We start from the raw sequence: 13,877 nt of genomic DNA, 5'->3' as shown, positions 1-13,877 counted from the left end.
TCGCGTCGTTTGCACGCCGGGCGCAGGCCTATTCGCGTCAACCCCAACCACGTCCCGCTGTCCGCGGGACGCGTTTTTTAGCGCCCTAGATGCCGATCAAAGACCAACTCTTCCTCGCCAGCCAATACCTCGCGCCGCATCACCTGGTGTCGCGCCTCTTCGGCTACGCCTCGGACTGCCGGGAACCCGCGATCAAGAACTGGATGATCTCGCGCTTCGTACGCAAGTACGGCGTGGACATGCGCGAAGCCGAGCAGGAAGACGCGCTGGCCTTCGACTGCTTCAACGATTTCTTCACCCGCGCCCTCAAGCCGGACGCCCGTCCGCTCGATGACGAGCCCGGCGGCGTGCTGTGCCCCGCCGATGGCGCCATCAGCCAGATGGGCGCCATCGAACATGGCCGCATCTTCCAGGCCAAGGGCCACAGCTACGGCCTGACCGAACTGCTCGGCGGCGACGCCGAACGCGCCGCGCCCTTCCAGGGCGGGGAATTCGCCACCATCTACCTGTCGCCCAAGGACTACCACCGCGTCCACATGCCGGTGGCCGGCACGCTGCGCGAGATGATCCATGTGCCGGGCCGGCTGTTCTCGGTCAACCCGCTGACCGCGCGCAACGTGCCGCGCCTGTTCGCGCGCAACGAGCGCGTGGTCTGCCTGTTCGACACCGAACACGGGCCGATGGCCGTGGTGCTGGTCGGCGCCATGATCGTGGCGTCGATCGAAACCGTGTGGGCCGGGCTGGTCACGCCGTACAAGCGCCGCGTCAAGGCGGTGCGCTACGACGACGCCGCGCGCGCGCCGATCCATCTGGCCAAGGGCGCCGAGATGGGCCGCTTCAAGCTGGGTTCGACCGCGATCGTGCTGTTCGGGCCGGACAGGATCCGCTGGGCCGACACGCCCTCGGTGCGTGGCCCGGTGCGCATGGGCGAATTGCTGGCGCTGCCGCGGGACTGAAACCGACGAACGCGGCGGTTCGCGCGACCGCGCAAACCGATGAGCGCGGCAGTTCGCACAGCGGTGCCGTGTTGTCCGGAAAAAGCGAACAGGCAATAGCGGTTTTATTCGCTTTATACGATCAGGCGGGCTGGGTAGATTGGAGGTTTTTCGCGTCCTCCAATGACTACGAGCGTCCTGCCCGCCCCCGCGTCCGCGACCCGCGCCACGCCCCGTCCCGCCCGCGCCCTGGCGCGCATGCTGTCCCTGGACGATTTCGAGGCCGCCGCGCGCCGGCGCCTGCCACGCCCGATATTCGGCTACGTCGCCGGCGCCGCCGAGGACAACCAGTCGCTGCAAGCCAATCGCGACGCCTTCGGCCGCTACGCGTTCCAGCCGCGGGTGCTGGTCGACGTGTCGGGCCGCAGCCAGCACACGGAACTGTTCGGCCAGCGCTACGAATCGCCATTCGGCATCGCGCCCATGGGCATCAGCGCACTGTCGGCCTATCGCGGCGATATCGTGCTGGCGCGCGCCGCCCGCGAACAGGGCATTCCCGCCATTCTCAGCGGCACCGCGCTGATCCCCCTGGAAGAAGTCATCGAGCAGGCGCCCGGCACCTGGTTCCAGGCCTACCTGCCCGGCGATCCCGCGCGCATCGACGCGCTGGTGGCGCGCGCGGCCCGCGCCGGCTATGAAACGCTGGTGCTGACGGTGGACATCCCCGTCTCCGCCAACCGCGAGAACAACGTGCGCACCGGATTCTCGACGCCCCTCAAGCCCAGCCTGCGACTGGCCTGGGACGGCCTGACCCGGCCGCGCTGGCTGGCCGGCACCTTCCTGCGCACGCTGCTGGCTCACGGCATGCCGCATTTCGAGAATTCGTTCGCCACTCGCGGCGCGCCCATCGTATCGGCGTCGGTGCTGCGCGACTTCAGCGCGCGCGACCATCTCAGCTGGGAACACGTGGCGCGCATCCGCCGCCAATGGCCAGGCACCCTCATCATCAAGGGCATCCTGCATCCCCAGGACGCGCGGCTGGCGCGCGAACACGGCGCGGACGGCATCATCGTCTCGAACCACGGCGGCCGCCAGCTCGACGGCGCGATCTCGCCGTTGCGCGCCCTGCCCGGCGTGGTGGCCGAGGCAGGCGCCATGCCGGTGATGATGGACAGCGGCGTGCGCCGCGGCGGCGACGTGCTCAAGGCGCTGGCCCTGGGCGCGCGCTTCGTGTTCGTCGGCCGCCCCTTCAACTATGCCGCCGCGGTCGGCGGCCAGGCCGGCGTGGCCCACGCCATCGGCCTGCTGCGCGCCGAAGTGGACCGCAACATGGCCATGCTCGGCATCAATCGCCTGGAAGAGATGAACGCCGGCCTGCTGGCGCCGGCATGAACCGGGAGGCCGGGCGCGGCCGCGGCGCGCCGGCCCGCGGGCGCACGGCATAGAATGGCGGTTCCCCCGCTATCGCCGGGCGGGCCTGCGCGCCCGCCCTCGCCCCGCCGCCCGTGTCCCTACGCCAATCCTCGTTTTTCCTGCGCTTCCTGACCCTGGGCGCGCTGGCCCACGTCTATGTGGGCGCCCGCCTCATCCCCGATGCCGGTTTCGACGGCCCCGGCGCCGCCGCCGCCATCCTGCTGCTGATCCTGTCGTGCGTGCTGATTCCGTTGGGGATGCTGGGCCGTTCCTCGGTGCATCCGCCCTGGGGCGACCGCATCGCCTGGGTGGGCCTGATCGCCATGGGCCTGTTTTCGTCGCTGTTCGTGCTGACGGTGCTGCGCGACGCCGCATTGCTGGTGACATGGCTGGCCGGCCTGGCCATCAGCGCGGACCTGCCCTGGCCCGCGCTGCGGCGCGCCAGCGCGCTGGCGGTGGCGGCGCTGGCGCTGGCCGCCACGCTGCTGGGCTTCTACAACGCCCGCCGGCGGGCGCGCGTGGTGACGGTGGATGTGCCCGTCCGCGGCCTGCCGGCCGACCTGGACGGATTCACCATTGCCCAGATCAGCGATATCCACGTCGGCCCGACCATCAAGCGACGCTATGTGCAGGCCATCGTCGACGCCGTCAACGAACTGGCGCCGGACATGATCGCGATCACCGGCGACGTGGTGGATGGCAGTGTCGAGCAACTGGCGGCCCAGGCCAGCCCGCTGGGCCTGTTGCGCGCGCCCTTCGGCGCCTACCTGGTGACCGGCAACCATGAATATTATTCAGGCGCCGCGCCCTGGGTGGCGGAGTTCCGCCGCCTGGGCCTGCGGGTGCTGATGAACGAGCATGCCGTGATCCACCCGGCCGGCCTGCCGGTGGTGGTGGCCGGGGTCACCGACTACAACGCGGGCGCATTCGACCCGCAGCAGCGCAGCAATCCGGCCGCCGCCCTGGCCGGCGCGCCGCCCGACGCCCAGGCCAGGATCCTGCTGGCGCACCAGCCGCGCAGCGCGGCCGCCGCCGCGCCGCTGGGCTACACCTTGCAGCTGTCGGGCCACACGCACGGCGGCCAGTTCTTTCCGTGGGGCTTTTTCGTGCGGTTCCAGCAGCCCTACACGGCCGGCCTGCACCGGCTCGGCGGGATGTGGATCTACATCAGCCGTGGCACCGGCTACTGGGGCCCGCCCAAGCGCCTGGGCGCGCCTTCCGAGATCACCCGCCTGCGGCTGCGGCCGGCCACGCCTTGACGGCACGTCTGCGGCGCTCCCGCGCCCGGCCGGCGCCAGGCGGGCCGCGCCTCAGGCATCCTCCGGCAACGGTCCGCGCTCCAGGTAGCTGGTGAGCGCGATATCGCTGGTGGTGTTGGTGATGCCCTCGATCTGGTGGATGCGCGCCAGCAGTGCCTCGAGCGCCTGGGTGTCGCGCACCCGCACCTTGAGCAGCATGGCGCTCTTGCCGGTAATGGTGTGGATCTCCTCGACTTCGGTCAGCTCCGCCAGGCCCAGCACCTGCTGGGTGATGCTCCAGTTGTTGGTGTCGACGTGGATGAATGCCAACAGCGGACGGCCGATGCGCGCGCCGTCCAGCTTGGCGGCGATGCCCTTGATCAGGCCGTCGCGCTTGAGGCGCTTGACCCGTTCGTGCACGGCGGGCGCCGACAGGTTCAGCAATTTGCCCAATTCGGCGTAGCTCGGCGAGGCGTCATCCGCCAGCAGCGTTAATAGTTTTCGGTCGCGGTCGTCGAGATCTGGCATTGGAATCTGGTTCTGCCTAACGGCATTCGAACTTTTACGGGATAAGGGAATATCGGTATTAACCCTTATTTTATTCCAATAAAATCCTCGCAATGCAGAACCGCAACACCGCTCGCGAGCCCTCGCGCCGCCAGCCGCTTCCCCCCGCCATTCCCGCCTTGATGTTCGCCGTCAGCGTAGTCGGCTCCAATGGCCTGGCCCTCAGTCCGATCCTTGCCGATGTGGCGCGCTCGTTCGCCAGCACGCCGCTCACCGTCAGCACGGCGATTTCGGCCTATGGCGCGGCCACCGCCGCCAGCGCCTTTCTACTGGCGGCCCGGATCGACCGCTGGGGCATCCGCCGCTCGCTGCTGATCGCGATGGCCGTGCTGATCGGCTCCTTGCTGCTGTCGGCCGGCGCGCCGCACTGGATCGTCCTGACCCTGGCCCAGGCAGTGGCCGGCGCCGCCGCCGGCGTGATCCTGCCCGCCGCCTATGGTTCGGCGTCGCTGGTGGCCGCCGCCGGACAGGAAACGCGGGCGTTGGGCCGCGTGATCTCGGGCTGGTCGGTGTCGCTGGTGGCCGGCGTGCCGCTGTCGGCGCTGATCTCCGACGCCATCGGCTGGCGCGCCACCTACGGCGTGCTGGCCCTTTGCGCGGCGGTGGCCCTGGCCGGCTTGCGCAAGCTGCCCGAACGCCGCGGCGCCCATGCCGCGCCGCCGCGCCTGTCGCGCCTGCTGGCGCCGCTGTCCTACCGCGACGTGCCAGTGCTGCTGCTGGGCTGCCTGGCATTCTCGTCCGCATTCTATGGCGTCTATGCCTTCCTGGCCGACCACGTGCGGACCCTGTTGGCCTTGTCCGCGGGCCAGGTCGGCTTCATTGCGTTCGCCTATGGCGCCGGCTTCCTGCTGGCCGGCCTGGCCGGCGCGCCCCTGATCGAACGGCTTGGCCCGCGCCGCGCATTGCCATTGGCGCTGGCCGCCCTCAGCGCGGTCTATCTGGCGTTGTTGCCCGCGGCGCATGCGCTGGCCGCGGTATTGGCCCTGGCCGTGCTGTGGGGCGCCGCTTCGCAACTGAGCCTGAACCTGCTGGTGCTGCTGTTGTCGCGGGCCCGCCCGGAGGAACGCGGCGCGGTGCTGGGTCTCAATACCTGCACGACTTATCTGGGCGCCAGCGTCGGCACGGCCGTGGCCGGCACGCTCTATACCCACGCGGGTTTCGAGAGCCTGGGGCTGGTTGCCGCGGCCGCCTTGGCCCTGGCCGCGCTTGGCCTGCACTGGCGCCTGAACGGCCGCCGCACGCGTGAAGGCCGCGTCACTGCCTGACGCCCGGCCTCAGGACGGCAGCACCACCGCGCAATCACGTCCGGCGCGCTTGGCCTGGTAGAGCGCCAGATCGGCGCGCCGCAACACATCCGACATGCTGGCGTCGGTTTCCAGGAAACCGGTCACGCCGCCGCTGGCCGACAGCACCAGCGCCTGGCCATCGATATTGGCGGGATGCTGGCGCAGGCTGAGGCGCAATCGATCGCAGACCGCCAGCGCCACGTCCTTGTCGGCGTCGGCCAGCAACACCACGAATTCCTCGCCGCCCAGGCGGCCCACCGAATCGCCTTCGCGCAGGCAGGCCCGCAACTGGTCGCAGAAATGGCGCAGGGCCGCGTCGCCGCCCAGATGGCCATAGCGATCATTGACCTGCTTGAAATAATCCAGGTCCAGCATCAGCGCCGTATGGCGGGCGCCGCGCTTGGCGGCCTCCAGCATCGCTTTCATGCGCTGCAGGATTTCCGCGCGGCTCCAGCAACCGGTCAGGCCATCGACCTTGGCCAGGCGTGCCAGGGCGGCCTCGTTGCGACGGCTCTCGGTCATGTCCATGCCGATGTTGATCACGCTGCCGTCCGGCAGCCGCACATTGGACCAAAGCACCGACAGGCGCTCGCCATCGCGCGCCAGCGGGTGCCATTCACGGAACGAACGATGCGCCGCGAATCCGACGCTGTCGAGCACGCGCGCGCGGATGTCCGGGTCGGGATAGAACAGCGCCAGCGGTTCGGCGTGGCGGTTGATTTCCTCACGGGTCCAACCGAAGCGGCGTTCGCAGGCCTCGTTCCACAAGCTGCATTTGCCATGTTCGTCGAAGGCGTTGATCAACACCGGGGCCTCGTGGAACAGGGCCTCGTATTGCGCCACCACCTGGCGCAGGCGCGCCAGTTCCTGGTCGCGCGGGTCCCCGGCGTTGCCGCTGTCGGTCTCGGCGACGCGCGGCTGCGGCACAGTCAGGGCGTCATTCGAGGAAACGAGTCGCATGGGTTCGCTGGCAGGAAGAATCGTCGCGGCCCGGCGGCATTCGCCTGGGGCGTGAGAAGGCGCGGCCAGTATACGTGCTGGCCGCCGCCGTGACTGCCAAGAAACGTCAATTCGCCGTCATGCCCGGCGGCGTCTACCAGGGAAAGGCGATCAGGTCGCCATACAGGCTGCGCAGCCTGGCCTTGACCGCCTCCGAGTTCTGGTAGATGGCAATGAATTTCAGCAGCCGCGGGTCCTGCGCGTGATCGGGCCGGACGACCCAGCGGATCGCGTAGCGGCGCACATTGGCCGGATCGGTGTTGTCGAAGGCCAGGCCATCCTTCTCGTCCAGCCCGGCCTGCTTGGCGAAGGTGGTGTAGGTGACCGACGCGGTCACGTCGTCGAAGACGCGCGCCGATTGCGAACCTTCGATCTGCACGAATTTCAGGCGCTTGGGGTTGTCGGTCACGTCTTCGATCGTGGCCCGATGCGCCACGCCCGGCTTGAGCTTGATCAGCCCGATCGACTCCAGCAACAGCAAGGCGCGGCCGGTGTTGACCGGATCGTTGGGGACCGCGACCGTGGCGCCGTCCGGCAGGGGCTGCCCCTTCTTGAGCTTCTTCGAAAACAGGCCGATGGTGGTGGAATAGCCATAGGCGATGGGAACGAGGCCGGCGCCGCGCCGCGCGTTGAACAGTTGCAGGAACGGTTCATGCTGGAAGAAGTTGGCGTCGATCGAACCGTCGGCCACGGCGATATTGGGCAGCACCCAGTCGCTGAACTCCACCAGTTCGACTTCCAGCCCCGCCTTGCGCGCCTCGGCGACCGCCAGTTCGGTGGCGCCGTTGGCCACGGACGGAATCAGGCCGATGCGCAGCGGCTTGTCGGCGGCCAGCGCCGGGGCGGCGCAGGCCAGCCCCAGGGCGGCCGCGGCGGCGCCACGCGCCAGAATGAGGAACAGGGAGTGCAATGACATGGAATCGTCCGGAAAGAAATCGCTCGACCCGGGTATTGTGCCGCAGCGCCGCCGCCGCGCGGCCAAAGGCCTTGGTCGCGCAATGGCGATGGCGTCGCGCCACGGCGCTACACTCGATGCCAGCATTGAAACCCCGCATGACGGAGCCTGATCTTGCAAAACACCGCCACCCTGCCCAACCAAGTCACCCTGATCGGTGCCCCGACCGACATCGGCGCGGGCGCGCGCGGCGCCTCGATGGGCCCCGAAGCGCTGCGCGTGGCCGGCATCGGCCCCGTCATCGAGGCGCAGGGCTTCCAGGTCACCGATCGCGGCAATCTCTACGGCCCGGCCAATCCGTGGCAACCGCCCGTCGACGGCTATCGTCACCTGGACGAAGTGACCGCCTGGAACCAGGCCGTGCACGATGCCATGTACCAGGCCCTGACGCAGGGCGCGTTGCCCATTCTGCTGGGCGGCGACCATTGCCTGGGCATCGGCTCGATCAGCGCGGTGGCGCGCCATTGCCGCGCCGTGGGCAAGAAATTGCGCGTGCTGTGGCTGGACGCGCACACCGACTTCAACACCAACGCCCTGACGCCGACCGGCAACATCCACGGCATGCCGGTGGCCTGCCTGTGCGGCCATGGCCCGGCCCAGATCACCGGCATGTCGGGCCAGACGCCCGACATCGATCCGTCGTGGGTGCGCCAGATCGGCATCCGCAGTGTCGACGAGGGCGAAAAACGCCTGGTGCACCAGGCCGGCCTGGAGGTGTTCGACATGCGCTACCTGGACGAAATGGGCATGCGCGCAACGATGGAAGCGGCGCTGGCCGGGCTGGACGAAGACACCCACCTGCACGTGAGCTTCGACGTCGACTTCCTCGACCCCGAGATCGCGCCCGGTGTCGGCACCACCGTGATGGGCGGACCAACCTACCGCGAAGCGCAACTGTGCATGGAAATGATCGCCGACACCGGGCTGATGCGCTCGCTGGATGTGGTCGAACTGAACCCCGCCTTCGACGTGCGCAACAAGACCGCCGACCTGGCGGTGGACCTGATCGAAAGCCTGTTCGGCAAGTCGACGCTGGTGCGCCGCGGCGCCTGACGCTTCAGGTCTCGCCGTCGCGGCGCACCGCCTCGGCCGCCGCCGCCAGGCTTTGCACGTGGGCCTCGCGGCGCGCCCGTACCCGCGGCGTGGGCCCCGCCAGGCACAGCGCGTACCATTCCCCGGCCCGCTCCAGCGCCACCGCCAGGCCGGTCAGGTCCGCCACGCTTTCGCCGGCATTCTCGGCCCAGCCCTGGGCCTCGGCCCGGGCCACGTCCGCCAGCAGCGCGGCCCGCGTGGTGCGGGTGTGATCCGTGTAGCGGCGGAAATCCGCCGCCGCCAGCACCGCCTCCCGCTCGCCCGGCGCCAGGCGCGCCAGGATCGCCTTGGCCACCGCGCTCGTGTGCAGCGGCCGCCGTTCGCCGGGCCGGGTGGCGTAATGCACCGGCTGCGCCGATTCGGCCACCTCCAGGAACAGCACCCCGCCGTCCTGGATCTTGCCCAGCATCACCGTCTCGTCGGTCCGGTCGCGCAGCGCCGCCAATTGCGGCCGCACCCGCTCCAGCCAGGGGTCGCCCGCCTGGATCAGGCCGCACAGCGCCTGTAGCCGCGGCGTCGGGTAGTAACCGCCGCGCCGCCGCACCTCGTAAAGATAGCCGCGCCCCACCAGCGTGCGCACCAGGGCCAGGCAGCTGGACATCGGCGCGCCCAGCCCTTGCGCCAGTTCGGTCAGCGACAGCGGGCGGCGCGCCTGCGCATACAGCTCGATCAGTTCCAGCGTCCGGACGACCAGTTTGACTTCCATGGCGATGGCCCCGCGATGATGTGTTGACTTTTCATATATGGGAACATAAATTCTTGCACAGGAATTTTTATTCACCAATAAGAATAAATTTTCAGCCGGATGGAGAACCGGCGCCCCGGCCCAGCATTCGCGTCACCCAAGAAAACCGATATTCGGCTCGCCCGACGGGCCGTGGAGACAAACCGATGCGTATCAATCCCTTGTGCGCGGCCGTGGCCGCCACGCTGGCCGCCTGTGCCATGCATGTTCCGGCCGTCCAGGCCCAAGCCGCCGCCGGCGCCGACGTCGTGCGCCTGGGCGTTTCCAACGACCGCTCCGGCATCTATTCGGACCTGGGCGGGCTGGGCTCCGAAGTGGCCGTGCGCATGGCCGTGGAGGACTTCGGCGGCAAGGTCGCCGGCAAGACGGTCGAGGTGGTCGGCGCCGACAACCAGAACAAGGCCGACGTGGCCTCGGCCCTGGTGCGGCGCTGGTTCGATACCCAGGGGCTGGTGGCGGTGGTCGATGGCGGCGCCAGCTCCGCCGGCCTGGCGGCCCAGGGCGTGGCGCGCGAGAAAGGCGGCACCGCGCTCATCAGCGGCGGCTTCGCCGGCGATTTCAGTGGCAAGCAATGCAGCCCGCTCAGCACCCAGTGGGCGCCCGACACCTACGCGCTGGCCAATGCGGTGGTCAAGAGCGTGGTCGAAAGCGGCGGCAAGTCCTGGTATTTCATCACCACCGATTACGTCTTCGGCAAGTCGCTGGAGGCCAACGCCAGCCGCTTCGTGCAAGGGGCCGGCGGCAAGGTGCTGGGCAGCACGCGGCACCCGCTGGGCGCCATGGATTTCGCCTCGTTCCTGGTGCAGGCGCAGGCCTCCAAGGCCGACGTGGTCGGCCTGGCCAGCGCCGGCGGCGATCTGGTCAATCTGATCAAGCAGGCCCAGGAGTTCGGCCTGACGGGAGGCAAGCAGCGTTTGCTGACCTTCCTGACCTTCATCAACGACGTGCAGGCCATGGGCCTGCCGGTGGCGCAGGGCCTGACCTTTCCCACCGGCTTCTACTGGGACGCCGACGACGACACGCGCGCCTGGACCCGCCGCTGGCAGCAGAAGATGGGCGTGACGCGTCCGCCTTCGATCGTGCAGGCCCTGAGCTACGTCGCCACCACGCATTACCTGCAGGCCGCGCAGGCCGCGGGCAGCTTCGAAGGCGCCGTTGTCAACCGGAAGATGCGCGAGTTGCCCATCACCACCAAACTGATCAAGAATGCCCGCATACGCCCCGAAGACGGGCGAGTCATCATGGACCTGTATCTGGTGGAAGTGAAAAAACCCGCGGAATCCAAGTACCCCGGCGACTTCTACCGCATCCTGTCCACGGTGCCCGGCGAGAAGGTATTCGTCTCGCTGGCCGACAGCGAGTGCCCCTTGATCAAGAAATAAAGCCAATTCCCCGAGGAGACATCCCATGAAGTGCTATTGCGTCGTCAACTTCCGCGAACCGCTGCAGCAGATGGACCAGGCCACGCCCGCGCCGCAAGGATCGCAGGTGCTGCTGAAGGTGCGCGCGGCGGGCGTCTGCCACAGCGATATCCACTTGTGGGAAGGCGGCTACGACCTCGGCCAGGGCCGCACGCTGTCGCTCAAGGACCGCGGCGTATCGCTGCCGCTGACGATGGGTCACGAGACCGTGGGCAGCGTGGTGGCGGCCGGTCCCGACGCGCGGGGCGTGGAATCCGGCCGCAACTACCTGGTCTATCCGTGGATCGGCTGCGGCGCCTGCCCGACCTGCCTGTCGGGCCAGGAGAACCACTGCACCGCGCCGGCCTGCCTGGGCGTGCATCGCGCCGGCGGCTATGCCGACCACATCCTGGTGCCGCACCCGCGCTACCTGATCGACATCGGCGACCTGGACCCGGCCCGCATCGCGCCCTACGCCTGCTCCGGCCTGACCACCTATTCGGCGCTCCGGAAGATCGGCGAGGCCGTCTACCGCGAGCATCCGGTGGTCATCTTCGGCGCCGGCGGCCTGGGCCTGATGAGCCTGACGCTGATCAAGGCGCTCGGCGGCAAGGGCGGCATCGTGGTCGATATCGACCCGGCCAAGCGCCAGGCCGCGCTGGAGGCCGGCGCGCTGGCCGCCATCGACGGCGCCGCGCCGGACGCCGCGCAGCAGATCATCAAGGCGGCGGGCGGCAAGCCGCTGCAGGCCGCCATCGACCTGGTCGGCGCGCCGTCCACCACCGCCCTCGCCTTCGACTTCCTGACCAAGGGCGGCAAGCTCATCATCGTCGGCCTCTTTGGCGGCGCCTCGTCCTGGCCGATCGCGCTGATTCCCATGAAGGCCATGTCCATCATCGGCAGCTACGTCGGCAACCTGGCCGAACTGCGCGAGCTGATGGACCTGGTGCGCACCGGCAAGGTGCCGCCGATGCCGGTGCACCGCTATCCGCTGGACGAGGCCGACAGCGTGCTGGCGTCGCTGCGCGCCGGCAAGGTGCTGGGCCGCGCGGTATTGACGGTGGATTGAAGTTGGCTTGAAGTTGGATTGAAGGCGGCGCCCCTCGCCAGGGCCCGCCCGGACGGTCGCGGCGAATGGGCCTATCATGTCATCTGCACACCCGCCCATCTTCCAGCAAAGGACCTCGCATGACCGACCGCCAGCTCACCATCCTCGCGGCCATCAATCTGCTGATCGCCGTCGGCGCCGGTGCCTTCGGCGCGCACGGCCTCAAGCGCCTGGTGACGCCCGAGCTGCTGTCGGTCTGGCAGACCGGCGTCATGTACCATCTGGTGCATGGCCTGGGCCTGTTCATCATCGCGCTGCTGGGCGCGCGCTACGGTTCGCCGTTGCTGTCGGCCGCCGGCCTGGTGATGTTCATCGGCATCGTGCTGTTTTCAGGTAGCCTGTACGTCCTGACCCTGACCGGCACCCATTGGCTGGGCGCCATCACGCCCGTGGGCGGCGCCGCGTTCCTGGCCGCCTGGGCCATGGTGGCGCTGGCCGCCTACCGCGCCCAGGGCTGAATCCACGCCGGGCCGGCGCCCGGCAACCCCGCATTACCCCTTCTGGCGGCCTCGGCCGCCTTTTCCGCTGAACCCCGATGTCGTCCCCTACCGTTTTTCCCGCCGCGCGTGACCACTCCGCCTTCGCAGGCATCGCCTGTGTCGCCGGCGGCATTTTCTTCCTGACGCTCAGCGATGCCAACGCCAAATGGCTGGGCACCACCTACAACCCCCTGCAGATCCTGTTCCTGCGCGCGCTGATCGCGCTGCCGTTCGTGACCGCGCTGGCCATCTGGCTGGGCGGGCGCCGGGTGCTGCGCACCGACCATCCCGCACTGCACCTGACGCGCGGCGCCATCAACGTCGTGTCGGCCTGTTGCTTCTACCTGGGGCTGCGCGCGCTGCCGCTGGCCGAAGCCACCGCCATCGCCTTTGCCGCGCCGCTGTTCGTGACGGCGCTGTCGGTGCTGATCCTGAAGGAACGGGTCGATGGCCGGCGCTGGCTGGCGGTGCTGGCCGGCTTCGCGGGCGTGCTGATCATCGTGCGGCCGGGCACCGACGCCTTCCAGGCGGCCACGCTGCTGCCGCTGACCACCGCGTTCCTGTATGCCGTCATGATGATCACCGCGCGCGGCATCAGCCGCGGCGAAGGGATGCTGACCACCACCTTCTACATCGTCGCTGGCCAGCTGGTGTGCAGCGCCGTGGCGCTGCCCTGGGTCTGGCATACGCCGGCCGTGGCGGACCTGCCCTATTTCGCCGCGGTGGCGCTGTTCAGCACGCTGGGCCTGGCGCTGATCACGCAGGGTTTTCGCATCGCGCCGGCCTCGGTGGTGGCGCCGTTCGACTACACCGGCCTGATCTGGGCCACGCTGCTGGGCTGGATCTTCTGGCGCGAGGCGCCCGACGCCTACGCCTACCTGGGCGCCCTGTTCATCGCCGGCAGCGGCGTCTACATCGCGCTGCGCGAGGCGCGCGGTTCGCACAAGCGACGCGCCAAGGCGTAGGCGTCCGGGACGCATTGGCCGCGGCGGCATCGCCGTGGCCAGGCGTGCCGGCTACTCGGTCGGCGGCGGGAAATTGCGCTTGAGCACGCGCGCCACGTTCGGTTCCTGCGCCGCCTGGCGCGCCACCGCCGTCAAGGCCGGACAGTTGGCCTCGAACCAGGCCGGGCCGGGCCGCCAATGCGTCATCACCGTCACGTACAGGTCCAGCGCCGAAAAGCGGCGGCCCAGCATGTGCGGGGTGCCGGCCTGGCGCTCCAGTTCCAGCCACACTTCGGCGCGGCGGCCGTGTATGCGTTCACGCAGCAGCTCGGCCGGCGCGCCCGGCGTGGTCCATTGCGGCGGGTCGTCGCCATAGGTGAAGGTCGGATAGACCGCCGCCACCAGCCGCACCAGCAGGTTCAGGAAGCGCGCGCGCTCGGGCCGCGAGGCTTCCGGCGCCAGGCCCGCCTGGGGCGCCACGTCATGCAGATGCAGCACCATGGCCGCGCTTTCGGTCATGACCTCGCCGTCCGGCGTGATCAGCGTCGGCACCTGCCCCAGCGGGTTCAGGCGCAACAGCCGCTCGCGCTCGGGTCCGGGCTTCAGGTACGGCACGTCGGTCAGCGTGTGCGGCACGTTGGCCAGCGCCAGCGCCATCTCGACGATGGCCGAACCGCAGCCCTGCGAGCCGATCAATTCGTAGGTTTTCATCATCG

Annotated in this window: 15 protein-coding genes; 10 read left to right on the top strand and 5 right to left on the bottom strand. The window is 69.2% G+C overall.

What is annotated here, in order from left to right:
- Nucleotides 1-89: 89 nt before the first annotated feature.
- The 3 genes from asd (at nt 90) to ACVN9Z_RS20710 (ending at nt 3,607) form a co-directional block, all read left to right on the top strand.
- The gene (gene asd / locus ACVN9Z_RS20720; protein ID WP_047990735.1) at nt 90-956 is read left to right on the top strand and encodes an archaetidylserine decarboxylase; all 867 of its coding nucleotides are present in this window, start codon (nt 90-92) and stop codon (nt 954-956) included.
- 162 nt (nt 957-1,118) lie between these two features.
- The gene (locus tag ACVN9Z_RS20715; protein WP_053497998.1) at nt 1,119-2,327 is read left to right on the top strand and encodes an alpha-hydroxy acid oxidase; all 1,209 of its coding nucleotides are present in this window, start codon (nt 1,119-1,121) and stop codon (nt 2,325-2,327) included.
- A gap of 113 nt (nt 2,328-2,440) precedes the next feature.
- On the top strand, nt 2,441-3,607 hold the full coding sequence (locus ACVN9Z_RS20710; protein WP_054506582.1) for a metallophosphoesterase: 1,167 nt from the start codon (nt 2,441-2,443) through the stop codon (nt 3,605-3,607).
- A 51-nt stretch (nt 3,608-3,658) separates the two neighbouring features.
- On the opposite strand, the gene ACVN9Z_RS20705 is transcribed toward ACVN9Z_RS20710, so the two are convergent.
- Nucleotides 3,659-4,114, bottom strand: a complete 456-nt coding sequence (locus ACVN9Z_RS20705; RefSeq protein ID WP_006386078.1) for an Lrp/AsnC family transcriptional regulator — start codon at nt 4,112-4,114, stop codon at nt 3,659-3,661.
- Between the two features lie 92 nt (nt 4,115-4,206).
- On the opposite strand from ACVN9Z_RS20705, the gene ACVN9Z_RS20700 reads away from it, so the two are divergent.
- Nucleotides 4,207-5,418 (top strand): MFS transporter, encoded by a 1,212-nt coding sequence (locus ACVN9Z_RS20700; RefSeq protein ID WP_458212568.1) that lies wholly within the window; start codon nt 4,207-4,209, stop codon nt 5,416-5,418.
- Nucleotides 5,419-5,427: 9 nt separating this feature from the next.
- Here ACVN9Z_RS20700 and ACVN9Z_RS20695 read toward each other — a convergent pair whose 3' ends face one another.
- The gene (locus tag ACVN9Z_RS20695; RefSeq protein WP_006386470.1) at nt 5,428-6,399 is read right to left on the bottom strand and encodes a GGDEF domain-containing protein; all 972 of its coding nucleotides are present in this window, start codon (nt 6,397-6,399) and stop codon (nt 5,428-5,430) included.
- 133 nt (nt 6,400-6,532) lie between these two features.
- On the bottom strand, nt 6,533-7,354 hold the full coding sequence (locus ACVN9Z_RS20690) for a MetQ/NlpA family ABC transporter substrate-binding protein (protein ID WP_006386469.1): 822 nt from the start codon (nt 7,352-7,354) through the stop codon (nt 6,533-6,535).
- Between ACVN9Z_RS20690 and ACVN9Z_RS20685 the strand changes: the two genes are divergently transcribed.
- Together ACVN9Z_RS20685 and rocF are read left to right on the top strand one after the other, a co-directional pair.
- Nucleotides 7,353-7,505: a hypothetical protein gene (locus ACVN9Z_RS20685; RefSeq protein WP_155523066.1), complete on the top strand. Its 153-nt coding sequence runs from the start codon at nt 7,353-7,355 to the stop codon at nt 7,503-7,505. The genes ACVN9Z_RS20690 and ACVN9Z_RS20685 overlap by 2 nt on opposite strands.
- A 2-nt stretch (nt 7,506-7,507) precedes the next feature.
- Nucleotides 7,508-8,446 (top strand): arginase, encoded by a 939-nt coding sequence (rocF, locus tag ACVN9Z_RS20680; protein WP_150100387.1) that lies wholly within the window; start codon nt 7,508-7,510, stop codon nt 8,444-8,446.
- Between the two features lie 4 nt (nt 8,447-8,450).
- Here the strand turns inward: rocF and ACVN9Z_RS20675 are convergent, their stop codons facing one another.
- On the bottom strand, nt 8,451-9,191 hold the full coding sequence (locus ACVN9Z_RS20675; protein WP_054438478.1) for an IclR family transcriptional regulator: 741 nt from the start codon (nt 9,189-9,191) through the stop codon (nt 8,451-8,453).
- 185 nt (nt 9,192-9,376) lie between these two features.
- Between ACVN9Z_RS20675 and ACVN9Z_RS20670 the strand changes: the two genes are divergently transcribed.
- The 4 genes from ACVN9Z_RS20670 (at nt 9,377) to ACVN9Z_RS20655 (ending at nt 13,182) form a co-directional block, all read left to right on the top strand.
- On the top strand, nt 9,377-10,612 hold the full coding sequence (locus tag ACVN9Z_RS20670) for an ABC transporter substrate-binding protein (protein WP_006386466.1): 1,236 nt from the start codon (nt 9,377-9,379) through the stop codon (nt 10,610-10,612).
- A gap of 25 nt (nt 10,613-10,637) precedes the next feature.
- Nucleotides 10,638-11,699 carry an alcohol dehydrogenase gene (locus ACVN9Z_RS20665; protein WP_049055477.1) on the top strand — a complete coding sequence of 354 codons (1,062 nt, stop codon included), beginning with the start codon at nt 10,638-10,640 and terminating at the stop codon, nt 11,697-11,699.
- A gap of 119 nt (nt 11,700-11,818) precedes the next feature.
- On the top strand, nt 11,819-12,196 hold the full coding sequence (locus ACVN9Z_RS20660) for a DUF423 domain-containing protein (protein WP_006386464.1): 378 nt from the start codon (nt 11,819-11,821) through the stop codon (nt 12,194-12,196).
- Nucleotides 12,197-12,273: 77 nt separating this feature from the next.
- The gene (locus ACVN9Z_RS20655) at nt 12,274-13,182 is read left to right on the top strand and encodes a DMT family transporter (RefSeq protein ID WP_024068779.1); all 909 of its coding nucleotides are present in this window, start codon (nt 12,274-12,276) and stop codon (nt 13,180-13,182) included.
- Nucleotides 13,183-13,233: 51 nt separating this feature from the next.
- Here the strand turns inward: ACVN9Z_RS20655 and ACVN9Z_RS20650 are convergent, their stop codons facing one another.
- Nucleotides 13,234-13,872, bottom strand: coding sequence for a glutathione S-transferase family protein (locus tag ACVN9Z_RS20650; RefSeq protein ID WP_026383493.1), 639 nt, complete (start codon nt 13,870-13,872; stop codon nt 13,234-13,236).
- Nucleotides 13,873-13,877 lie beyond the last annotated feature (5 nt).

Source organism: Achromobacter sp. KK8 (assembly GCF_054188005.1).
Note: the sequence above shows the minus strand (reverse complement) of the source record. Positions and strands in the feature narration are given on the sequence as shown.